Here is a 22,963-nt window from a genome sequence, read left to right on the forward strand (position 1 = left end):
GACTATTCGCCTCAAATGATCGAAAAATCCAACTCAACCAGCCTCGCTCTCGCTACGATCGCTATTCTCGGACAGCCTCCTAGTACTCCGTTCCGCCAAAACGCTTGCATGAAATCGCGTCTTCGCCTGTCATGCGTTGTTGCAAATCCTCGCCATAGCTACGGCTATGACTGCGGTTTGCGCCTAGCCTGGCAGGCGAATCCATCGATTTCATTTGCAAGCTAATTGACGGAACGGAGTACTAGTCACAAAAATACCGCATGGAACCATGAGCCTCTGAACCTTTTTCAGTTTACAAGAGCGCGTCATGCACCCATGTATTTCAGAGACAGCAACACCCGTGCGTAGGGGGGGGGCGTTTGCGCGCTCTAAACTGACAGGGGATTGTCTGGCGTGGGTTGATTCGTGCGTTCCGGGTTGCTATCTCGTTCCGTTCGCCAATTCTGGGTTTTTCGGCGCTGCCCGAGGGCTGCCGACGGTTTTAGCTACCAGTAACGTACATGGCCGGTATCCAGATGGATGAAATTGGAAGCTGGATAGTAGCCTACTCCACCAGCGTTCAATGATATCGCTGCCTTTCTGAGAGTGCTGAGCGGTACGCCGGGCAGGCGAATATCGATGGCTCTGCCCTGCATATGCAAACTTTTTTTGGCGACGCCCTGGCTCTTGGCCGCGAGCGTGGCATTTGTCGCAGGTGAACGATAGCCAGAAATCACTTGAAATTCTTTGGAAACTCTCATTCCATGATGCAGCAGCTGCATGACATCGAGTAATTGGGGATCGATGGGATGCTGCTCGCCGGAACGATGATCGCGTAATACTTTCTGTATTGCCTGGAGTGCTTCCGGAATATACGCTCCTTGCTCCCAATAAACGGTTTTTATTCGTTCTCCCGTATGCAAATTGAGCAGTGACAAGTGTTTTTCGTTTAGCTGGGCTCGACTCGCGTAGGCGGCAGGTATCGCCAGAAGTGCGCAAGCGCCGAGTCCCGCTCGCAATAGGCGGCGACGTGTTGTGCCGTGGACTGTCAATTTCTTGCTAACACTTATATCAGTTCGTTGATTGAACATTTGTTCTGCTCCCTCATGAAAGAAATTTAAAAAGACCGCGAAAGTTGCGTAGGCTCGAGCCAGCGCGCATGCGCCAAGGCTCGTTTGTCGCGGCCATAGATATCGGAGGAAAAGCGTACATCCCCTTGTTCGTCGCTCCAGGCCGTTAAATACACAAGGTAGATGGGTACGCGTTTTGGCAAGTGAACAGTACGCGTCTTGCTACTGCTCACTTGCTGTGTGAGATTGGCATCATCAAGTGAGCGTCCCAGTAGAAATTCAGCTAACTGGAACGGTTTCTCCAAACGGATGCAGCCCGAACTGTAGGTCCGGATATCCTTCTGAAAGAGCGATTTGGAGGGTGTATCATGCAAATAGATGCTGAAAGGATTCGGAAACATAAATTTTATGTTTCCGAGCGCATTCAGGCTGCCCGGTGCCTGCTGCAAGGCATAGGGAAAGTGTTTTTCGATCGCATGCCAATCAATCCCGTCGGGATCCAGTTCATATTCGTAGCGGTAGCTTGAAAATACCCTGATTCCCTGAGAGGCGAAATAATCCGGGTTCCTTTTCTGCCGGGGCCATAGATCCTGGCGGGCAATGCTATTGGGAATATTCCAGTACGGATTGAGTACGAGATATGAGATTCGGCTATTGAAGCTCGGTGTGGAGCGGTAATCACGCCCGACGACAATGCGCATATCCAGAACTGGTGTGTGATGCTCGATTGCGGTCAAGTAGAACCCGGCGATATTGACCAGTACATAGCGATCACCGAAATTTCTGGGAAGCCAGCGCAGCCGTTCCATGTTGATGCGCAGCCGTTGAATCTGTTTTTCCAGTGGCGTATTGAGTGCGCGCCGGGTATGTCTGCCGATAATGCCATCCGGATTCAAACCATGCTGCTGCTGAAAGGTTTTGACGGCAGTCTCTAGCTCATGGTCGTACCATTCGCTTTCGGTGGTGGTGAGCGCATATTCTGGTTTTGCGTATGCTGTGTGGGCTTCAAGAATACGTTGGCGAATCAATGGAATGGCTGGGTGGGTCGTATTGGGCCGGATGGCGGACAGGATTTCCGGGATCTGTGTCCAGCGGGTGCCTGTGGCAGCTAGCTGCCGCAGTTTTCTGAGCAGGCGCCTGAGGGCGTCGTATTGGGGCATGCCCGGAGCCAGGTCAGCGAGGGCGTGCTGCAGATCGTCCTGAGTGAGTGCTTGCTGCAAGAATGTTACCGAGTCAAATGGCTGTTGTGGAATATGCCAGTCCGGATCGGCGGCGGTTGCGGATAATTGTCCGCTGTTCAAATCCTGAGCCAGCGTCAACAGCGATAGGGTGACACCCAATTCCAGTGCCAGCGCGGTTTCCGCTTCAGGAGCGGTGCGCAGTTGCTGTAAATGGACACTGTTATATTCGCGGATATCTAGGCCTTCTTCGTTAGCGCGCGCAATAAAGGATAGGGCCGTATCCAGGATCGGCTGGTACTGGTTGGATATGATCCAGACAGGCTGGTAATCGCGTTCGGCATAAAAGCGCTTCAATCTCACCTGGGCTGACTGGTTGCCCGCGTTATCCGCATCGTGTGCCAGTTGCAGGCGTATTGTTTCCGCGCTGACCATTGTCGAGGCCGTCTCGGCATGAACTGGAAGCAGCAATAATAGTCCGATGAGCAGCACCAAAAGCTGTGGCATCATCACTGTTTTCCTGGTGGGTTGGCTTGCAACACCCGGCGTCAGGCGCGGAAAAGTTGCCTGGTATTTATCGGTAGGGAAAATCACTTATCATTCAATCTTGAAATGGATGCGGATGCGTAACGTTTTTCCGCAAGAAATTGCGTTTTATCATACCTTTGGTTATCCATAAAGCAGAAATCAAAGGGCTTTTTCCACCGTTCACTGTTGTTGGAAGTGATTCAAGCCGGCAGATATTGCTCTACAATACCATTCATCATTGCCCGGGATCTTATTCGTTATGCCTTTCAGCCCTGTAATCCTCTGGACCGATCTACTGGTTTATCTGTTAGTGGTGGTGGGCATCGCCTTCGGTTTCTATATCAGGCGCCACGCCTATATGCTTGTATCTTGGCGTAGGGTCGCGCATAGTGCCAGCGGCATGTCTGCGTTGACAGTGCTGGTCTGTTTCTTATTGATTGGTTTGCTGGATACGGTGCATTTTCGTCCGGTTTTGGAACAATCGCTGCATGGCGGGGAGGACAGGGTCTACAGCGCCGAGGTATTGAGTCTGCTCGACGTGCTGCTTGGGCCGTTGCGCCGGCATATGGAAAAAACTTATTCGGCGCCGCTTTCTGCACATCTGTATGCGAAAGAAACCATTGAGACATCCGATGGCAAGCAAATCAGAGATTTTGCCCGGTTAGTCTATGGTGGCGCGCATTTGAGTGATCCCGATACTGAATTAGCACCAGATATTTTTTGGCGAGCCATGTCAGGCTTCGGCGGGGGGCTGCTGGTATGGGGGGGGCTGATGATGGGATTTGGCATGATGCAGGCGAGGCGCTACCAGACCGCATTCTGGTCGATGCAGGCAGCTATCTGGCGTGGCAGAACCGAGATCCCCTGGTATGCCATATTGAATACACTCGCGCTCATTCTGCTCACGGCCGGCGCGGTTTTTGCCCTGGCCTCGCATTATCATGTGCTCGGCACCGATAAAGTCGGCCAGGATGTGTTGTACCAATCGCTCAAGAGCATTCGTACCGGTCTGGTTATCGGCACCTTGACAACCTTGATCATGTTGCCATTTGCCTTGCTGCTGGGGATTGCGGCGGGTTATTTCCGTGGCTGGATCGATGATGTCATTCAATATATTTACACCACGCTCAGCTCCATTCCGAGCGTGCTGCTGATCGCCGCGGCGGTGCTGATGATGCAAGTTTATATCGAAACGCATGCAGAGTTATTCGATACGGTGGCCGCACGCGCTGATTTGCGGCTGTTGTTTCTTTGCATCATTCTGGGAATCACCAGCTGGACTGGTTTGTGCAGACTGCTGCGGGGTGAGACCCTGAAATTGCGCGAAATGGAGTATATTCAGGCCGCGCATGCGTTTGGCGTTTCGCACTGGCGGATCATCAGCCGCCATATTCTGCCCAATGTCATGCATATTGTGCTGATTGCTACCGTCATGGATTTCAGCGGGTTGGTTTTGGCAGAAGCTGTGCTTTCTTATGTGGGGGTAGGGGTTGATCCATCCATGATCAGTTTTGGCACCATGATCAATGCTTCCAGGTTGGAGATGGCGCGTGAGCCCATGGTATGGTGGACGTTGTTCGCTGCGTTTATTTTTATGTTTGCGTTGGTGCTGAGTGCGAACCTTTTTTCTGATGCAGTGCAGAATGCATTCAATCCGCGTATCAGCACGCGAGTTGGACACTCGAACGGGCCCAGCGGGCAACCTGCTCCGGATAGCCAGGCAGAGAAAACCCTATCTGCGACCAAGGGTGTTGTCCGCACATGAGGCCGCTGCTTGCAATTGACAATCTCAGAACCGTTCTGCGAACCGGAGCGCAGCCTGTGCGTGCAGTGGATGGCTTGACGCTTGAAATTCAGCGGGGTGAGACATTTGCGCTCTTGGGAGAATCGGGTTGCGGGAAATCGATGACGGCATTGTCCATCATGCGCTTGTTGCCGGATGGCGGGGATATTGTCCAGGGCAGTATCCGCTTGAATGGCGATGAGTTGCTGACATTGCCGGAAGCAGCCATGCGTAGGGTGCGCGGTGGCCGTATCGGCATGATTTTCCAGGAGCCCATGCTCAGTCTCAATCCAGTGATGACGGTAGGAGAGCAAATAGAAGAGGTATTGAAGCGGCATTTCACCATCAGTCATACTGACGCACAGGCCCGGATTCTGGAGCTCCTGACACAGGTGGGTATACCGGATCCTGCGCGACGCAAAGTGGAATACCCATTTCAGTTTTCTGGCGGCATGAAGCAGCGTGTCATGATTGCCATGGCACTGGCCGGGCAGCCCGAATTACTGATTGCCGACGAGCCCACGACTGCACTGGATGTGACCATTCAGGCCCAAGTCCTGGATCTCATGCGAGACTTGCAGCGCCAAATGGATATGGCGATTCTCCTGATCACGCATGATTTGGGTGTGGTTGCCGAAATGGCACATCGCATCGCAGTCATGTATGCCGGGGAGGCCATTGAAACCGCTAGCCGCGAACATTTCTTCAAGTACCCCGCGCATCCCTATTCCCAAAAATTGTTTGCCGCCTTGCCAACCCGGCACAAACGCAACCAAGGACTGTCCGTCATTTCCGGAAATGTCCCGCCATTGTCGGAAACCTTTGTCGGTTGCCGTTTTGCCGATCGTTGTGAGCGGGCGTGGTCAAAATGCCGCCAGGTTGCGCCGTCATGGACAGCAGTCGCCCCCGGGCATCAGGTGCGATGCCACCTTTATGCCACAGGTGAGGCACAGCAGCCAGCGGTCGTTTCTTCCCCGCAGCACAACGTGGCGGAGGTTGGCCAGCCGCTGCAACCGGCAGTAACGGCCCCGTTGCTGAAAGTGGATAATTTGCGGGTACATTTTCCCATTCACAAGGGTTTATTCAAGCGTGTGGCCGGTCAGGTCAAGGCTGTCGATGGTGTGACGCTGAACATCGCCTATGGCAAAACACTGGCGCTGGTGGGCGAATCCGGGTGTGGGAAAACAACTGTGGGCAAAGCCATTCTGCAGCTCATTCCGGCAACATCGGGCAGTATTGGCCTGGATGGCGTGGAGCTGAGCGGGCTGCGCCGCAGACAGCTGTTGAAAAAACGCGCGCAATTTCAGATTATTTTTCAGGATCCCTATGCATCGCTTAATCCACGCATGCGGATCGCTGAAATTATCGAGGAGGGGATGCAGGCGCTTAACCATAATGCAGTGGAAACTTCCGGGGCGGGTAAGAATCGAACAGGGCATGATATTGATGCTTTGCTGCAGCAGGTCGGATTACCGGTTGAGGCCAAATGGCGCTATCCCCATGAATTCTCCGGGGGGCAGCGTCAGCGTATCGCGATCGCGCGCGCCTTGGCGGTCAATCCTCAGCTGCTGATCTGCGATGAGCCGACCAGCGCGCTGGATGTTTCGGTTCAGGCGCAGATTTTGAATTTGCTCAAAACCTTGCAGCAAGATCGCGGGCTGGCCTATTTGTTCATCACCCATAACATATCGGTCGTGGATTATCTGGCCGACGAAATGGCGGTGATGTATCTGGGAAGAATCGTTGAAAGAGGCCATGTGACAGCCGTCCTTGATGATCCCAAACATCCCTACACGCAGGCATTGCTGTCAGCTATTCCTGCGATCGAACCCAAGGCCTCGCGTGCAGTGATCCGCCTGGAAGGCGAGTTGCCTTCCCCCGCCAATGTGCCGGCAGGTTGTCATTTCCATCCACGTTGTCCGCACGTCATGCCGATTTGCCGTGAGGTTTTTCCGGGTATCAGTCAATTCGGTTCCACGCACATGACGCATTGCCATCTTTATAATTCAGCTTTTTAAATTTTCAGGATTTTGAATGACGATAGACCATGAGGTAAAGCGTCGCCGGACGTTTGCCATCATTTCCCACCCGGATGCGGGTAAAACCACACTGACCGAGAAATTGCTATTGTTTGCGGGCGCCATCCATATCGCCGGTAGTGTCAAGGCGCGTAAAGCCAGCCGCCATGCCACTTCGGACTGGATGGAAATCGAAAAGCAGCGGGGAATTTCGGTGGCCAGCTCCGTCATGCAGATGGAATACCGTGATTGCGTGATCAATTTGCTCGATACACCAGGCCACCAGGACTTCTCCGAAGATACCTACCGCGTGCTCACAGCCGTGGACGCCGCTCTGATGGTCATTGACGCTGCCAACGGGGTGGAGGCGCAAACTTTGCGTTTATTGCAAGTATGCCGTGCCCGTAATACGCCGATCATAACCTTTGTCAATAAGATGGATCGCGAAGTGCGTGAGCCGCTCGATCTGATCGATGAAATCGAGCGCACCCTTGGTATGGATGCGATACCCTTTACTTGGCCCATTGGAATGGGCAAGTCGTTTCATGGCGTTTACGATTTGCAGCACAGACATATGCGGGTCTTTCGTCCTGGTGCAGATCGTGCCGGGCAAGAAGAGGTCGAAATTATCAAAGATCTGAATCATCCTTCGGTTCTGCAACGATTTGGGATGGGGCTTACACAGGCGCAGCAGGAAATAGAACTTATTCTCGATGCCGCGCCGCAATTTGATCAGGATGCATTTCTTGCTGGCCATCAGACGCCGGTATTTTTTGGTTCTGCCATCAATAATTTTGGCGTACAGGAAGTGCTCGATACGCTGGTCGAACTGGCGCCATCGCCCGGCGCGCGTTGCGCTCTACAACGAGAAGTGCAGCCAACCGAAACCAAATTTTCCGGGGTGGTTTTCAAGATTCAGGCCAATATGAACCCCGCGCATCGGGACCGGATTGCGTTCGTGCGTATTTGCTCGGGTGAATTCAAGCGCGGGATAAACCTGAAAGTCGTGCGCAGTGGAAAAGAGGTTCGCACAAATACCGTTGTCTCTTTTCTCTCGCAGCGACGCGAGCTGCTTGAGACCGCTTATGCGGGCGACATTATCGGTATTCCCAATCACGGCACACTGCAGTTGGCCGATACCCTGACAGCGGGGGAAGCCTTGCAATTTACCGGCTTGCCTTTCTTTGCGCCCGAAATTTTCCAGACTGTAGAAATTGCCGATCCACTGCGCAGCAAGCAGCTTAAGCTTGGACTGACTCAATTGGGGGAGGAAGGTGCGATCCAGGTATTCCGTCCACATATTGGCAGCATTCTGTTGCTGGGCGCGGTAGGTGCTTTGCAATTCGAGGTCGTAACCCACCGTCTGAAATACGAGTATGGTGTCGAGGCACGCATTGCTCCGGCCAAGTATCAGCTGGCTCGCTGGGTAACCGCCGATAATCCACGCGAACTGCAAAGATTCATTGAGGCAAATGCCCACCGTATTGCCTACGATGCTGTGGAAGCCCCCACTTTTCTGGCCTCATTCGCGGCCGAAATCAGTGTCGCGGAGGAAAACTGGCCAGCTATCCATTTTCATAAAATGCGGGAGCATGCCGGGCTCATGTTTCAGGCGCATGCCGTTTGAGCGCAAGAGGATAATCGAAGAGCTGTTTGGAAACTTCTGCTTTAATTCAGCATCGACTGGCAGGCTGATGACTGGCGTCATAAGGCCCCTCTTTTGCAATCCATAGCTTGATTATATCCTGGTTGAAATAGTCGCTTGTTTGAGCATATATTTGTAATAAAATGCACGTGGCATGATGCGGCTGGATGCTGATCGTGATCCGCTGCTATCAGTTAAAGTTCCAATGCTAAATGCCGATACGTTCAAAGTTATATGAGTGCTTACCATAAGGAATTTAACCTTGAAGATAGATCAAACAATCCGGGGCCGCTCGGGTGTCGCCGCTGGTGGTGATCAAGGAAAAGTGGATAAGGCGGGCGCCGCCAAATCCGAGGCCGTTCAGGGCCAGGGGCATGTGCATATCAGTCCGCTTGCCACGCAAATACAGGCACCCGATCCGAATGACCAGGTAGTGGATGCCGCCAAGGTTGCTGAAATCAAGCAGGCCATTAGCGAGGGGCGCTTCAAGGTCAATCCCGAGGTTGTTGCAGACCGCTTACTGGAATCTGTCAAGGAGCTTATCCAGACCAAGCGTCCACCCACCGACAAGTGACGACAAATGCACAAAATCTTGAATAGCGGCACACTTTATGAAGTTTTGCAGCTTGAGCTGGGGGCTATGAAAACATTTCTTGCTTTGCTCGAGCGGGAACAGAAGACACTCGCTGACGGAGATATAAATGAATTGTCTTTATTGACCGGAGACAAGGATCGGGTAGCAGATCAGCTTTCGCAGTTAGAGGCGCGGCGGAATCAGCTGTTAACCGCTGGCGGCCTGCCTGACGGTGCGCAGGGAATTAAAATGTGGTTATCAGGCAATCACGCTGAGTCAGCAATCGAATGCGCCTGGAAGCAGCTGCTTGACCTAGCCCGGTGCGCCAAGGCGCTCAATCTAACCAATGCCGTCATTGTTTCAAACCATCTATCGCATACCCAACGAACCTTGAGCGCCTTGCAGAGTGCAGCCGGGCGAGTCACACTCTATAGCGCCAAGGGAGCGACTACTTTTTAGAAGTTGTTTGTCGCGCCAATAATGTTTCACGTGAAACATTATTGGCTGCTTCCACTGCAACCGATGCAAGCACCCGCTGCCGCGGGAAATATGCATCACTCAATAGGTCTCGATTTCTACCTTGACTGGAACGGATCTGGAGACCACATCAAAGACGGGCGAAAACTGGGCAAGCTCTTTTAGCACTGACGGGGTGGCGCTTGATTTGACGCGCATCTTGACCCGGATATCGTGATAGCCCTTGCGTACTTGATCGGAGAGTCCGAGAAATCCCCGCAAATCGAGATCGCCTTCTAGTGCAGAGTCAACGGCCTCAATTTCTATTCCGCGTGCTGCGGCATGATAGACCATGGTGGTCGTGAGACATGCTGCCAGCGCGTGCAAGATATATTCGACCGGGTTCGCGCCCTTATCCTGGCCGAGCAGGATGGGCGGTTCATCGGCATCAAGCATAAAAGGCTCGCTGCGCGTGGTATCCTCGCTGCGGCAGCCATAAAAGGATTGAATGGAGGAACGGTTGTGTCCACCGTCTATCCAGTGATTGTTGCTGCGGAACTGAAATGCAGCCAACTCCTGGTCATTCTTGACCGCATCGATCGTTTCGAACAAAGCGGTCACATTGACGCCGTTGACGGTTTTGGTGGTGGGTTGAGTGGCTGTTTGCGTATTCATTGTTGCCTCCTGTATAAGTCGAATGATTGAATCGGTCACGCTGTTGGCAGCAGGGCTGACTTGGCCGCGACTTGTAGTAACGATAACGCTTGACAGGCATATGGGTAAGTAGGATTCTTGACGAAAAGATGGCATTTATGCCACTAATTGAGGAGATCCTGGTGGATAAACCTGGCGGCGGGCATGATTCAGTCAAGGTGTTGATTGTGGCTGTTGAGCAAACGGCAGGATCGGCCCTGTATGGTATGGTTGATGTGCTCATGGCGGCCGGGAATCTGTGGCAGGCAATGGCACACGAGCCCGAGCATCGCTTGTTTCAAGTGGATGTTGTGGCGATAGATCGAGCGCCATTTCGTTGTGGCAATGGTATTCCCGTTATCCCCAATTTTTCGATTGCGGATAATCCTGGAGGAGAGATATTGATCCTGCCGGAATTATGGCTGGGGCCGGATGAAAGTCTGCATGGGCAATATCCGGTACTGATGAGCTGGATCAAGCGCAAATTCCAGGAAGGCATAACCATTTATTCCGCTTGCTCGGGTACCGTGATGCTGGCCGAAACGGGATTGCTTAACGGGCATGAAGCAACTTCTCACTGGGGCTACCAGGAATTGTTCCGCAAGCATTATCCCGAGGTGCATTTTCTGGCTCAACCCAATCTGGTCTTTGCTGAGCCATCGGCCCGGATCGTCACCGCAGGTGGAGCGACATCATGGCATGATCTGGCTTTGCACATCATTGCGCGTCATGGCAGTCCAGGCGAGGCATTGCGCATTGCCAAAGTGTATCTGCTGAAATGGCATGAGGAAAGCCAGTTGCCGTTTACGCCATTGGTGCGCAAGACCCTGCACGGCGATTCGGTTGTGCGTCATTGCGAAACTTGGCTGGCGGAACATTTTCGCGAGAATGGGGCGCTACATAAACTGGTCGAAGTCTCTGACATTCCGGAGCGTTCGCTGAAGCGCCGTTTCAAGGCCGCAACGGGCCAAACGCTCATCGAACATCTGCATAATTTGCGCGTGGAAGAAGCAAAAAAAATGCTGGAAACCACCCACAGTCCTGTGGCTGAGATCAGTGTTGCGGTGGGTTATGAGGATATTTCATTTTTTAGAGCGTTGTTCAGGCGCCTGACAGGCCTGACTCCGGGGCAATACAGGCGCCTGTTCCAACCGATTTTGCGCGATGGAGATCAAAAAAAGTTGTGTGAGCGAGTGGTTTAGTCATGGTTGATGTGCGGTCAATTATCCGCCTTGCAATGATCGTCAGCTTCAATGTCATATTCCTTGCGGCGATGCATTGCTGCCACAGGCATGGGTGCACTTGTGCACCGGTTCTTATAATGCGAGGCGATTTGCTGGCGATGGTCAGCGTATTTGACGGTGTGCAAGCACACCCAATCGCTTGCGAGACGTAGAAGTGGCGCGGCAATCCAGCTCAGCACCAACTTGATCTGGCTGCTGTATGATTACTCGCAACCAGCACTTCCAAGCAGCTACTAACCGATATTGGCGGGTCACATTAATGTCTTGGCATTGAAAATCAGATAAAATATTGTTATTGCAATCGCAGCGCTTGATTTGCAGCGCGCTGGATTGACCATGACGCTAGGAGGCTGTCCGAGAATAGCGATCGTAGCGAGGGCGAGGCTGGTTGAGTTGGATTTTTCGATCATTTGAGGCGAATAGTCGCTCTATTCAACGAAAAGGATCGGAAAATCCAGCCAGCCAGAATCGTCCACAGTAGATCAGTCTATTCTCGGACAGCCTCCTAGGCTGAAGGGCTTGTCTGGCCAGTCTCGATGCGCAATGCCGGCACCGTGGCTGTTGATCCTGAGAACCAATATACTCCAAACCGCATCCAACCGGATTTTCTAGGTTGAATAAAGCTGAGCAGTTTTTGGGCGAGCTTTTTTACAATAACTGAATGAATTTCATAGTATTAAGCATCCATGCAGATTTCAAGAGATTTTGATGTCATCGTTGTCGGAGGCGGTCATGCCGGCACAGAAGCAGCCTTGGCCGCCGCCCGCATGGGACAGGCAACGCTGCTCCTGACGCAGAACCTGGATACTTTAGGGCAGATGTCCTGCAATCCGTCAATCGGTGGAATCGGCAAGGGGCATTTGGTTAAGGAAATCGACGCACTGGGTGGCGCCATGGCAGCGGCGATTGATGAAGCGGGTATTCAGTTCCGGATACTCAATGCCAGCAAAGGCCCGGCGGTGCGCGCGACACGCGCGCAGGCAGATCGCGTGTTGTATCGGCAAGCGATTCGCAAGCGCCTGGAAGCGCAAGCAAACCTGTGGATACTGCAATCGACAGTGGACGATTTCGTATTGAGCGGCCATCAAATCACCGGTGTGGTCACGCATTTGGGCATCACTTTTTCTGCGAAAGCGGTCGTGCTGACAGTCGGTACATTCCTGGCAGGGTTAGCACATATTGGAGACCAGAATTTTCAGGCTGGCCGTGCGGGTGATCCGGCTTCGATCAGTCTGGCACAACGATTGCGGGCGATGAATCTACCGGTTGGCAGGCTCAAGACTGGCACCCCGCCACGTATCGATGCACGGAGCATCGATTTCTCGGTACTGCTCGAACAGCCAGGAGACGAACCGGTTCCTGTGTTTTCGTTTTTGGGCGATGCCAGCCAACATCCACGGCAGATACCTTGCTGGATAACGCGCACCAATGCCCAGACGCATGCAATCATTCAAGCCGGCCTGGATCGCTCGCCGCTGTATACCGGTAAAATTGACGGCATCGGGCCGCGTTACTGCCCCTCCATAGAAGACAAGGTGGTTCGCTTTGCGGAACGAGACTCACATACCATTTTTCTTGAGCCCGAAGGATTGGAGGCCAGCGAGATTTATCCAAATGGGATCTCGACCAGTCTTCCCTATGATGTGCAAATCAAACTGGTGCGCTCCATCAAAGGGCTTGAAAATGCACATATCACCCGTCCCGGCTATGCAATTGAGTATGATTATTTCGATCCGCGGGCACTCAAGCAATCGCTTGAAACCCGGGCAATCGACGGGTTGTTTTTTGCGGGCCAGATCAATGGCACGACAGGTTATGAGGAGGCCGCTGCGCAAGGCCTGCTGGCCGGTTTGAATGCGGCCCGCAAAGTGCAAGGGCGGGAGGCATGGTGCCCTCGACGTGACGAAGCCTATCTAGGCGTGCTGGTGGATGATCTGATTACCCGTGGCGTGACAGAGCCCTATCGAATGTTTACCAGCCGTGCCGAATACCGTCTACAACTCAGGGAAGACAATGCCGATATGCGATTGACGGAAATGGGCTATCGGCTGGGACTGGTCAATGAAGACCGCTGGCAGGTGTTTTCCCTGAAAAGAGCCGCCATCGAGAGCGAAAAAGCCCGGTTGCGCAAGGTATGGGTGCTGCCGGAAACGCTCAGCAAGTTAAATGCGCCCGAGGGCGCGTCAAAACCGGTTGACAATGCCTATACTTTGTATGAGTTGCTGCGCCGGCCAGAAATCACTTATGCCACATTGATGGCGCTGCCGGAGATCGAACAAGCCGTTAGCGATGCCATAGTCGCCCAGCAGGTCGAGATCGATGTCAAATACGAAGGCTACATCGAACGGCAGAAGCAGGAAGTCGCGCGTCATGCGCATCATGAAACGACCATTCTGCCGAAAAATATGGATTATCGAACCGTGCGCGGACTTTCCACTGAAGTTCAACAAAAATTAAACCAGCACCAACCAGAAACCATAGGTCAGGCCGCCAGGATTTCTGGTATCACACCCGCAGCCATTTCACTGCTGCTGGTGCATTTGAAACGTGGCATGGCATCGACAACCATAACAGGATAAGCCGCATGGATTTAGAGAAACGTTTGTTGGAAGGTCTTAAAGCATTGCCAGGCATGCCTGCGGATGTGGAGAGCCTGGGGCATCGGCTATTGCAGTATATCGAGCTTATCGCCAAGTGGAATACTACCCATAATTTAACCGCAGTAAGAGATCCCGAAGCGATGATCGCGCGGCATTTGCTGGATAGTCTGACAGTATTGCCTCATATCAGCGGGCCCAATATTGTCGATGCAGGCAGTGGTGCAGGCTTGCCGGGTATCCCGATCGCGCTCGCGCGCCCCGATTGGCGGGTCATATTAGTAGAAAGTAATCAGAAAAAAGCGGCATTCCTGATGCAGGCGGCCGTTGAATTGAACTTGACTAACGTTGTGGTCAAGTCCCAGCGAATAGAGAAACTCAGTGTTGAAAATAAAATCGACACAGTCATTTCGCGTGCTTTTTCCAGCCTCAATCGTTTTGCCCAGCTGGCGGGTGGTTTGTGCAAGGATAACGTCGAGCATTGCCGATTGGTTGCAATGAAGGGCGCTTTCCCAGATCTGGAACTCATGCAACTATCGCCCGAGTTCAAGGTTGAACAAATTATTGCATTGACAGTGCCGGGTCTCAGAGCCAAACGGCATTTGATCGTGCTGCGCTGCAGCTAGATGGCCTGCTTCATGCGCGCAACCCGCAGCCCGTGCCGCAACAAGGCTATTAACCCACTGAGATTCTGAATATATGCTCAAGATACTTGCCATAGCGAATCAAAAAGGAGGGGTGGGGAAAACGACGACCAGCATCAATCTGGCTGCCAGTCTCGTGAATACCGGTAAGCGAGTTTTGCTGGTCGACCTGGATCCGCAAGGGAATACGACCATGGGTAGTGGCGTAGACAAACGCTTACTTGATCGCACCATATATCATGTGCTTCTGGGAGAGCAGCAGGTCGCGAATGTCTGTCTGTCGGCCGAGCCGGGAAAATATGACTTGATTCCCGCCAACCAGGATCTTGCTGGCGCAGAGGTGGAAATGGTGGTACTCGAGGCACGTGAAACGCGCCTTAAAACAGCCCTGCAGGCGGTCTATGAAAATTATGATTTCATATTGATTGATTGCCCGCCTGCGCTTAACCTGTTGACGCTGAATGGCCTGTGTGCCGCGCATGCCGTCATGATTCCCATGCAATGTGAATACTATGCCTTGGAGGGGCTCAGCGATCTTGTCAACACGATTAAAAGGGTACGAAGCAGATTCAATCCTTCGATTAGAATCGAGGGGCTGCTGCGTACAATGTTTGATCCACGCAATCTTCTTGCGCAACAAGTTTCGGAGCAATTGCAACAGCACTTTGGCGACAAGGTTTACCAGACGGTGATTCCTCGCAATGTCCGATTGGCGGAAGCACCGGGTTTTGGATTGCCGATACTGTATCATGACCGGCAATCCAAGGGCGCCCAGGCCTATCTCGCGCTGGCAAACGAGGTGCTGGCCGCAGCAAGTTGATGACTATATGCTTCCAAACAATGTGCAGTAAAGTACATGCAGCCTGGATTCATCCATCGCCAGTTTGATGGCGTGCCAGCGTACCCTGCGCATAGCGTTGCGCGCTGTACTGGATGGTTTCGCAAGCCGCTAGAGCTTATAGCATGACACGACTAGGAGGCTGTCCGGGAATAAACTGATCTACTGCGGACGAGCCTGATTGGTCGGATTTTCCGATCCTTTACGTTAAATAGAACGACTATTCGCCTCAAATGATCGAAAAATCCAACTCAACCAGCCTCGCCATCGCTACGATCGCTATTCTCGGGCAGCCGCCTAGTGTTTCGCCTGAAGCGTGACTGAAAATAGCTCATAGATATAAATGATTATTTCAAAACTGCCACCACATAATTGGTGCGATCTAATTAAATACGATAACAATGGCTAAACCGAAGGGATTGGGAAGGGGGCTGGATGCTTTGCTGTCAGGCAATAATTCCGAAACAGAGTCCCTGCACGACCTGGATATCAATTTGTTACGCGCAGGCAAGTACCAGCCACGCTCCCATATGGATCAGGCATCATTAACCGGCCTGGCTGAATCGATCAAGGCGCAAGGCATCATGCAACCCATACTTGTGCGTCCGCTTGTGGCCGGGGGTTATGAAATCATTGCCGGCGAGCGCCGCTGGCGTGCCGCGCAGATTGCAGGGTTGACACAAATCCCGGCGATCGTTCGTGAAGTGCCGGATGAATCGGCGCTTGCCCTGTCCCTGATCGAGAACATACAGCGGGAGGATCTCAATCCTCTGGAAGCGGCATTGGGTATTCAGCGATTGATTGAGGAATTCGGCATGACGCACCAGAGCGCCGGCCAGGTATTGGGGAGTTCACGCAGTGCGATCACAAATTTATTGCGCCTGCTCAATTTGGCGGCGCCCGTGCAAGAATTGATCCTGCAAGGAAAAATTGACATGGGGCATGGCCGCGCCCTGCTCGCGCTTTCCACAGAACGACAGATCGAAATTGCTCACTTGATCGTTCGGAAGCAATTGTCAGTCCGCGAAACCGAGAATCTGGTCAAGCGCCTCAATCATGCCACTGAGAGAAAAAAGCCGAATGTGGACCGTGATTTGATGCGCTTGCAGGAGGATCTCTCGGCCCGATTGGGCGCCAATGTTGTTATCAAGCCCGGTAAAAAAGGCGCCGGTAATCTTATCATTCATTATGCCACCCTCGATCAGCTGGATGGAATCCTCTCCAAATTCTGAAGTAATCATGCCTTCCGTGCAGAACTAATGTCTAAAGCATATATGCTAATTAAATTAATGTTAAGTGCGTATGCGAAAAGGGTTTGACGTAATATGCTAAATCAATGAAAGGTGATCCAAACAAATGCAGACAAATATCCAGATTGAATCAAGAGCCGCAACGGTGATGGGCGCACTGGTTGCCGATGCGGCTTCGTTGGGCCTGCACTGGCTATATGATCCAGAAAGAATTGCTCAAATAGAAAAAACAGCTGGCCTAGTATTTCTGCAGCCAGAGGCAAATCATTATGCCGGCGCAAAAGGCTATTTCGCGCACGGCAATAAACAAGCGGGTGATTCATCTGGCTATGGTGAAACCTGCCTGCTCGCACTCAAACATTTCGCACAATATCGGGAGTTTGATCGCCGCGCTTATCAGCAGCAGTTCAGCCTGTATTTTGGGCCAGGCGGGCAATATGTGGGGTACGTTGATACACCGACTCGTCAAACATTGCGCGTGTTGCTGGCAGAAAAAAGTGACACCTTTCCGGAAAAATCCGGCGCTGACGATGACCAACTCATAGCATTGTCGACCATACCAGTCCTGGCGGCGGCGCATCAGGGGTCCATGGATAAGCTGCTGGCACTGGTGGATACGGTGGTGCGCATTACCAACAACAATGCGGTGGCAGTCGCGGCTGCACGCTGCGTGGCATCGGTTTTATTCTGCCTGCAAACGGGCATGCCGATGCGCGAGGCACTTGAACAGGCTGTGCCGCACGCTGGAGGGGCGCTTTCCGACTTGCTTGCTCAAGCAATCGCCAGGCGTCATGAGAACAGTCTGGCTATCGCGTCGGAGTTTGGCTCTGCCTGCCATGTCATGGAAGGGCTGCCAATCGTGTTCCACATTGCCAGCCGTGAAACCGATTACAGGGCAGCGGTACAAGAGAATATCCGCATCGGGGGAGACAGCTGCGGCCGCTCGATCGCGCTCGGAGCAATCATGGCAGCCCACTGGTCCGGCCAGAAAAGCCAGTCCAATGGCATTCCACTTGCCTGGATCGCGCGATACCGTAACCTGCAGATGGCGGTGGATGCGCTGGCAGCAATAAATGGTGATTCGGCCGATTGCCCGGAGGCTGTCCGAGAATAGACTGATCTACTGCGGACGAGCCTGATTGGCCGGATTTTACGATCCCTTTCGTTAAATAGAACGACTATTCGCCTCAAATGATCGAAAAATCCATCTCAACCAGCCTCGCCCTCGCTACGATCGCTATTCTCGGCCAGCCTCCTAGAAAGCTGTTTGGAAACACTGGACGGTCGATCATGCAGCAGCATAATGCCAGTCTATACGCACGGCTTTTTCTAACAACTATCAGCAACCACCCAGCTACCTGACTGGCTAGTACTCCGTGCCGTCAATTAGCTTACAAATGAAATCGATGGATTCGCCTGCCAGGCTAGGCGCAAACCGCAGTCATAGCCGTAGCTATGGCGAGGATTTGCAACAACGCATGACAGGCGAAGGCGCGATTTCATGTAAGCGGTTTGGCGGAACGGAGTACTAGGATCCAACATCAAGACCAGGTAAACATTGGGCTGGAATGACGCGCTACTACCACAACCTACAAAACGGTAGGGTGCGCTTGCGCACCGTTAAACACTCTGACCACTGTCAAAAGTCGCCTTTCAAAACAAAAACTGATGCACAAGCGTATCCTGCGCCTGTGGAAAAGAAACTGCGCACCTTGCCAGGGAGGTCACGAGCAGATAACCGAAGCGTTGATGTTCCCAGTTTTGGAAAAAGCCGCACATGGCATGCATGAACGCAAGCTATGCCGCCGTCTCACAGGCTAACCGGGTTATTGGTGGTCAAGATCAATCAAATATTGCCAGCTTCCATCGCCGTTATCCCGACAGAGAAAAGCAGTATTACCGGCGCAGGATCGTCAACCAACGCGCGACATTGAGCAGCGTCATCAGCGAAGCGGAGACATAGGTCCAGGCCGCGGCGGTGAGCAAACGCCGTGCGTGCGGCATGTCCCCTCTGATCAGATAATGTTTTTGCTCCAGCATCGGCAAGGCACGGCCAAAACTAGCATTGAGTTCCATTGGCAAGGTGAGCAGATGCGCGAGCGTGGAGGTCCCCAGTGTCAAGAGTCCTCCGGCCATAAAAAGCAGACCGGCAACCGGTGCACGTGTCGCCATTAAAATGACCGGTGCCAGCATGAGTATGGAAGCACCCAGTTTTTCAGCTGGCGCAGCCCATTGGACAAGCCGGGTGCGCAGGGCAAGCGGTGGATAGCCATCGCGATCCTGGACCGCGTGCCCCACTTCATGCGCTGCCACTGTGATGGCAGTCAATGACCGGCCATCATACTTATCCGGAGTGAGGCGAACGACTTTTTCGATCGGATCATAGTGATCGCCCAGCTCGGTCACTTCAACTCTGACAGCTTGTAATGCCGCTTCATCAAGCAGGCTGCGCGCCAGCTCCGCACCGGTATAAGGATAACGATCATCGGGATGGCTGTACTTGGCCATGGTGCGTTTTACCCAGTAGGATGGACCCACGATCAGACCCAGAAAAAAAACAATCAATATCAAGTAAAACATAACAGTACTTTAAAAAAGGTTGACCATTTAGCATGATGAATAGAGTCAAGCTGTTTGACCGCCATTGCAAAGCGCTTGTTCAGAATATAACTGCCATTTAGAAGCTGCTTGGAAATCTCCATTTTAGACCCATCTCTTCAACGTCATTACTATGGCGGCGATGTATGGTCGCCGAAATGCACCTGGATGGCCGCGGCCCGTCGGGCATCTTCATGAACGGCAGTCAAAGTATGTGTGGCGGCAGCGAATCTCGCAGATTATGCAAAATAATGCTGCGCAACCATTTTCAGTCTCAGTGGGGCGCATGAAATGCGCTCCTGCATGTCTACGCTGATACTGCGGCAGCAATCATCGCGGGTAGGTCGCGTTGATGTACTATAAAACTGACGCGGGATTGTGTCCCGAGAGATCTACTCGAACTGGTGACTGGGGGCTCGGCGTGTATTGATGAGCGGTCCGGAAAAACAGCGCACTCTAAACCCCATCCAACCGAGGCATTCAGAATCCTGTCTTCATGAATCGGTTTTCAGCGCCGAGAGCAGTATTTCTGGCGCACAAGCGGCGTGGCGAACTTCGACGACCTTGTGCCGGGATTGCGCGCCGCGTTTCAGCGCGACATGTTTCAAGGGCACGGCAAAACGCTTCGCCAGAAATTTCAACAGTAAGTCATTTGCCTTGCCGTCTACCGGCGGTGCAGCCAGTTTGATTTTGAGCGCACCGCCATGCAGGCCGACGGCTTCTGTGCAGCGTGCGCCGGGTTGCACATGAAGCTTGAGGAGCAGATGGTTGTTGCTGTCCAGGCTATACCAGCTCATTGAAATGCAAGGGCTACGGTGCGTTGCATGTTTGCCACGACCATCAATAATATTTGCAGCAGAATGATGGCGAACAGTGGGGAGAGATCAATGTTGGCAATGGGGGGAATATAGCGGCGAAAGACACCCAAAATCGGCTGGGTGAAGCTTTCCAATACCGGGGCCAGCGGGCTGTGCGGATTGATCCAGGATAGAATCGCTTGCGCGATGATCATGATCACCAGGATGTAAAGTGTCAGCCTGAAGAGTTCGATCAGGGCAACCAGTGCGAAACCGATGATGCTGCTTTCGGCGCCGTAATCCTGCAAGTAGCTGGCACTCAGCAGCATGATGAACTGCGTCAGCCATGCCAGTACAAATGTGGAGAGATCCAGTCCCCGCCAGCTAGGAATCAGGCGACGCGATGGGCGGACAATGAAATCCGTGACCGCGACCAGAAATCTGGAAACTGGATGATAGTAGGGCACGCGAAACCATTGCACATAAAACCGCAACAGCAATGCCAGAGAAAATAAACCGAGTAGAGTGTCCAGCAGAAATATCGATATTTGGCTAAGCATAGTTTTTCCGGAAAATTAAATGGGCGTTCCGACTTCGGTCTGGAAAGACCTGCCGGCAGCGGTTGCATCATACAAGTCTTGCGAGGTTGGAGCGCACATCATTATGTATCAATCGGCTGGAATCGCTCAGGATTCCGTCCGTCCCAAAATCTCTCCCATCTCGAGTGACCGGTCGTAGGACGCTCGAATGGCGCGTTTGAATGCTTGCTTGACAGCTGACTGCTCGAGGCTGAGCAGGGCTTGCTCGGTTGTGCCGCCTTTCGATGTGACGCGCGAGCGAAGAGTGTTGAATGTCTCGTCACTTTTGGCGGCCAGATCGGTTGTGCCGAGAAAAGTCTGGAGGGTGAGTTGTCTTGCGATATCAGCTGTCAGTCCTAATTCAACCCCCGCTTCTTGCATGGCTTCCAGAAAATAGAATACATACGCCGGGCCGCTGCCTGATATCGCAGTGACGGCATCCAGCAAAACTTCTTCATCCACCCATAGCACGGTACCGACTGCGCCCAGGATTGTTGCGGCCTGATCCTTTTGCTGGCTGTCCACCGAAGGTTGAGCATAGAGGCCGGTCGCGCCTTTGCCGATCAGCGCGGGGGTATTGGGCATGGCCCTGACAATGCGTGTGTGGTTGCCCAGCCATTGACTCAGGTGACTAGTACGGATGCCTGCTGCAATCGAGATGACGAGTTTATTTCGAAGCTGTTGCCTGGCTTGGATGGCCAGGGCTTGCAGTTGCTGCGGTTTGATGGCAAAGACGATGATATCGCTCGCATCAATACCGTCGGCCAGCACCTCTGTGACAGTGATACCGAATTGCTGGATCAGGCGCTCGCGTGCGTGAGCATCGATCTCGACGACACATATGCTCGAAGGCTGACTGCAGTTCTGTATCAAACCGCCAATGATGGCAGAGGCCATGTTTCCGCCGCCAATAAAAGTTATATTCATAAATGATTCCCAAGACTTGTTTTGCTTTATGAGGGATGCATCTGCGCTGTCCCCGCATGCGGGTAATAAAGTGATCAGCCGGTTATTCTGAACTAGTACTCCGTTCCGCCAAAACGCTTACATGAAATCGCGCCTTCGCCTGTCATGCGTTGTTGCAAATCCTCGCCATAGCTACGGCTATGACTGCGGTTTGCGCCTAGGAGGCTGCCCGAGAATAGACTGATCTACTGCGGACGAGCCTGATTGGCTGGATTTTTCGATCCTTTTCGTTGAATAGAACGACTAATCGCCTCAAATGATCGAAAAATCCCGCTCAACCAGCCTCGCCCTCGTTACGATCGCTATTCTCGGACAGCCTCCTAGCCTGGCAGGCGAATCCATCGATTTCATTTGTAAGCTAATTGACGGAGCGGAGTACTAGCCGACAGAAACCACCTAAACTGTATTCATGAGTCAGTATATAAAAGAATATGCCTATGAACCATTTTCAGTCATCTTCAGATCTGACGAAAAGCGCGCGGGTCCGCCCCGCCCTGTGCGTGGCTGGCTGAATTGCATCAGGCACAACCTGCCGTCCACGGCGGCTTCCAGATTGCTGTGCTAATCGCTGCGACAAAGCTGCCAGTGCGGTGCGCTTACGCAACGTTAAACTGACAACTGACGATGAATTGTTCCAGGCTGCACGCATCCTGCTGAAAATTGCAAGGAGACATGCACAAGCATCCGTTTACGATTATTTCCTGAATAAATTAATAATGATACTTAAAACGATGCTCACGATCAGCATGGAAGTGATCGGGATGAACACCTTGCCTCGCTGCGTTTCTATCCGAATATCACCCGGCAATTTTCCGAACCAGTTCAGTAACCAGGGCGCAAGATGCAGAACTGCCCCGATGATGAGCAATAGAGCTCCCGCTATCATTATCCATTTTGCCATCTGTTCCATATTGTTGAATAAACCTTATATGATACTTTTGCATTGTTTCGGATCGATCTGTTCCCTGTCAGTCATGGGGCATGGATCGATGCGCGCAAGGACGTGATGTATTGAGCGGGCGGCTTGCAAGGCTGTATTCAGGCTTGATGACAGCGCTCGCATGATGGATCGCCCCGTCATTTCTTTCATGGCCATGTATGAAGGTGTTTGGGTACCGCTCTTGTTGTGTAGCGATTGGCCATCACCGCATGCGCTGCGGCAGTACCGGAATCAATGCTCGTCAGTTTGATGGTGTGCAAGCCCGCCATGGCACGACAAAACTTGACGGGCAATGATCCCGGGTTTCATATTTCCTGCTAGTAAAAACCCATGTAGCGCGCATCCCGTTAGGCTATAATAGCGAGTTATAGATGGAATTGGCAGTCTTTATCAACACAGGTTTGTATCAGTTTTTCAATCATAATTATTTTCGAAAATGAAACGTACTTATCAACCATCAGTAACCCGTAGAAAACGTACTCATGGCTTTCGTGTTCGTATGCGCACGCGGAGCGGAAGAGCGATCATTCGGGCGCGCCGCGCTAAAGGGCGAGTCAAGCTTAGTGTGTAGGTTCAGTTGGCTTAGA

At 52.5% G+C, this 22,963-nt stretch carries 24 protein-coding genes; 15 read left to right on the forward strand and 9 right to left on the reverse strand.

What is annotated here, in order from left to right; genetic code table 11:
* Positions 1–225 (forward strand): hypothetical protein (locus ABTW62_RS03250; protein WP_430903148.1); only part of this gene is annotated, 225 nt, incomplete at its 5' end.
* Positions 226–485: 260 nt separating this feature from the next.
* Here the strand turns inward: ABTW62_RS03250 and ABTW62_RS03255 are convergent.
* Both ABTW62_RS03255 and ABTW62_RS03260 read right to left on the reverse strand, forming a co-directional pair.
* Positions 486–1,070, reverse strand: a complete 585-nt coding sequence (locus ABTW62_RS03255) for a DUF882 domain-containing protein (RefSeq protein ID WP_430903149.1) — start codon at positions 1,068–1,070, stop codon at positions 486–488.
* Positions 1,071–1,096: 26 nt separating this feature from the next.
* Positions 1,097–2,737: a L,D-transpeptidase family protein gene (locus tag ABTW62_RS03260; RefSeq protein WP_430903150.1), complete on the reverse strand. Its 1,641-nt coding sequence runs from the start codon at positions 2,735–2,737 to the stop codon at positions 1,097–1,099.
* Between the two features lie 277 nt (positions 2,738–3,014).
* On the opposite strand from ABTW62_RS03260, the gene ABTW62_RS03265 reads away from it, so the two are divergent.
* From ABTW62_RS03265 to ABTW62_RS03285, 5 genes are all read left to right on the forward strand, one after another.
* On the forward strand, positions 3,015–4,520 hold the full coding sequence (locus ABTW62_RS03265) for an ABC transporter permease (protein WP_430903151.1): 1,506 nt from the start codon (positions 3,015–3,017) through the stop codon (positions 4,518–4,520).
* Positions 4,517–6,556: a dipeptide ABC transporter ATP-binding protein gene (locus ABTW62_RS03270; RefSeq protein WP_430903152.1), complete on the forward strand. Its 2,040-nt coding sequence runs from the start codon at positions 4,517–4,519 to the stop codon at positions 6,554–6,556. Before ABTW62_RS03265 ends, ABTW62_RS03270 begins: the two co-directional genes overlap by 4 nt.
* A gap of 16 nt (positions 6,557–6,572) precedes the next feature.
* Positions 6,573–8,183 (forward strand): peptide chain release factor 3, encoded by a 1,611-nt coding sequence (locus ABTW62_RS03275; RefSeq protein ID WP_430903153.1) that lies wholly within the window; start codon positions 6,573–6,575, stop codon positions 8,181–8,183.
* A 280-nt stretch (positions 8,184–8,463) separates the two neighbouring features.
* Positions 8,464–8,775 (forward strand): flagellar biosynthesis anti-sigma factor FlgM, encoded by a 312-nt coding sequence (gene flgM, locus ABTW62_RS03280; RefSeq protein ID WP_430903154.1) that lies wholly within the window; start codon positions 8,464–8,466, stop codon positions 8,773–8,775.
* 6 nt (positions 8,776–8,781) lie between these two features.
* The gene (locus tag ABTW62_RS03285) at positions 8,782–9,234 is read left to right on the forward strand and encodes a flagella synthesis protein FlgN (RefSeq protein WP_430903155.1); all 453 of its coding nucleotides are present in this window, start codon (positions 8,782–8,784) and stop codon (positions 9,232–9,234) included.
* 99 nt (positions 9,235–9,333) lie between these two features.
* On the opposite strand, the gene ABTW62_RS03290 is transcribed toward ABTW62_RS03285, so the two are convergent.
* Entirely contained in the window at positions 9,334–9,906 is a 573-nt protein-coding gene (locus ABTW62_RS03290) for an OsmC family protein (protein ID WP_430903156.1), read from the reverse strand.
* A 137-nt stretch (positions 9,907–10,043) separates the two neighbouring features.
* Here ABTW62_RS03290 and ABTW62_RS03295 point away from each other — a divergent pair, with 137 nt between their 5' ends.
* Positions 10,044–11,126: a GlxA family transcriptional regulator gene (locus tag ABTW62_RS03295; protein ID WP_430903157.1), complete on the forward strand. Its 1,083-nt coding sequence runs from the start codon at positions 10,044–10,046 to the stop codon at positions 11,124–11,126.
* Between the two features lie 293 nt (positions 11,127–11,419).
* Here ABTW62_RS03295 and ABTW62_RS03300 read toward each other — a convergent pair whose 3' ends face one another.
* Positions 11,420–11,578 (reverse strand): hypothetical protein, encoded by a 159-nt coding sequence (locus ABTW62_RS03300; protein WP_430903158.1) that lies wholly within the window; start codon positions 11,576–11,578, stop codon positions 11,420–11,422.
* A gap of 276 nt (positions 11,579–11,854) precedes the next feature.
* Here ABTW62_RS03300 and mnmG point away from each other — a divergent pair, with 276 nt between their 5' ends.
* From mnmG to ABTW62_RS03330, 6 genes are all read left to right on the forward strand, one after another.
* Positions 11,855–13,747 (forward strand): tRNA uridine-5-carboxymethylaminomethyl(34) synthesis enzyme MnmG, encoded by a 1,893-nt coding sequence (gene mnmG / locus ABTW62_RS03305; RefSeq protein WP_430903159.1) that lies wholly within the window; start codon positions 11,855–11,857, stop codon positions 13,745–13,747.
* Positions 13,748–13,752: 5 nt separating this feature from the next.
* Complete coding sequence (rsmG, locus tag ABTW62_RS03310) at positions 13,753–14,391, forward strand: 16S rRNA (guanine(527)-N(7))-methyltransferase RsmG (RefSeq protein ID WP_430903160.1); 639 nt, start codon at positions 13,753–13,755, stop codon at positions 14,389–14,391.
* Between the two features lie 73 nt (positions 14,392–14,464).
* Positions 14,465–15,229, forward strand: a complete 765-nt coding sequence (locus ABTW62_RS03315; RefSeq protein ID WP_430903161.1) for a ParA family protein — start codon at positions 14,465–14,467, stop codon at positions 15,227–15,229.
* 419 nt (positions 15,230–15,648) lie between these two features.
* Entirely contained in the window at positions 15,649–16,479 is an 831-nt protein-coding gene (locus ABTW62_RS03320) for a ParB/RepB/Spo0J family partition protein (RefSeq protein WP_430903162.1), read from the forward strand.
* Positions 16,480–16,603: 124 nt separating this feature from the next.
* Complete coding sequence (locus ABTW62_RS03325; RefSeq protein ID WP_430903163.1) at positions 16,604–17,611, forward strand: ADP-ribosylglycohydrolase family protein; 1,008 nt, start codon at positions 16,604–16,606, stop codon at positions 17,609–17,611.
* Positions 17,612–17,688: 77 nt separating this feature from the next.
* Positions 17,689–17,859 (forward strand): hypothetical protein, encoded by a 171-nt coding sequence (locus ABTW62_RS03330; protein WP_430903164.1) that lies wholly within the window; start codon positions 17,689–17,691, stop codon positions 17,857–17,859.
* Positions 17,860–18,393: 534 nt separating this feature from the next.
* On the opposite strand, the gene ABTW62_RS03335 is transcribed toward ABTW62_RS03330, so the two are convergent.
* From ABTW62_RS03335 to proC, 4 genes are all read right to left on the reverse strand, one after another.
* A complete protein-coding gene (locus tag ABTW62_RS03335) occupies positions 18,394–19,077 on the reverse strand; it encodes a zinc metallopeptidase (RefSeq protein WP_430903165.1) in 684 nt (227 codons plus the stop codon).
* 512 nt (positions 19,078–19,589) lie between these two features.
* A complete protein-coding gene (locus tag ABTW62_RS03340) occupies positions 19,590–19,892 on the reverse strand; it encodes a DUF167 domain-containing protein (RefSeq protein ID WP_430903166.1) in 303 nt (100 codons plus the stop codon).
* Positions 19,889–20,452 carry a YggT family protein gene (locus ABTW62_RS03345; protein WP_430903167.1) on the reverse strand — a complete coding sequence of 188 codons (564 nt, stop codon included), beginning with the start codon at positions 20,450–20,452 and terminating at the stop codon, positions 19,889–19,891. The genes ABTW62_RS03340 and ABTW62_RS03345 overlap by 4 nt, the downstream gene beginning before the upstream one ends.
* Positions 20,453–20,578: 126 nt before the next feature.
* A complete protein-coding gene (gene proC / locus ABTW62_RS03350) occupies positions 20,579–21,397 on the reverse strand; it encodes a pyrroline-5-carboxylate reductase (protein WP_430903168.1) in 819 nt (272 codons plus the stop codon).
* A 295-nt stretch (positions 21,398–21,692) separates the two neighbouring features.
* Here proC and ABTW62_RS03355 point away from each other — a divergent pair, with 295 nt between their 5' ends.
* Positions 21,693–21,818, forward strand: a complete 126-nt coding sequence (locus ABTW62_RS03355) for a hypothetical protein (RefSeq protein ID WP_430903169.1) — start codon at positions 21,693–21,695, stop codon at positions 21,816–21,818.
* A gap of 312 nt (positions 21,819–22,130) precedes the next feature.
* On the opposite strand, the gene ABTW62_RS03360 is transcribed toward ABTW62_RS03355, so the two are convergent.
* Positions 22,131–22,337, reverse strand: coding sequence for a DUF2905 domain-containing protein (locus tag ABTW62_RS03360; protein ID WP_430903170.1), 207 nt, complete (start codon positions 22,335–22,337; stop codon positions 22,131–22,133).
* A gap of 475 nt (positions 22,338–22,812) precedes the next feature.
* Here ABTW62_RS03360 and rpmH point away from each other — a divergent pair, with 475 nt between their 5' ends.
* Positions 22,813–22,947: a 50S ribosomal protein L34 gene (gene rpmH / locus ABTW62_RS03365; protein WP_430903171.1), complete on the forward strand. Its 135-nt coding sequence runs from the start codon at positions 22,813–22,815 to the stop codon at positions 22,945–22,947.
* Positions 22,948–22,963: the final 16 nt, after the last annotated feature.

Origin of the sequence: Nitrosomonas sp. ANs5 (assembly GCF_050584665.1) — a bacterium.
Lineage (GTDB): Bacteria > Pseudomonadota > Gammaproteobacteria > Burkholderiales > Nitrosomonadaceae > Nitrosomonas.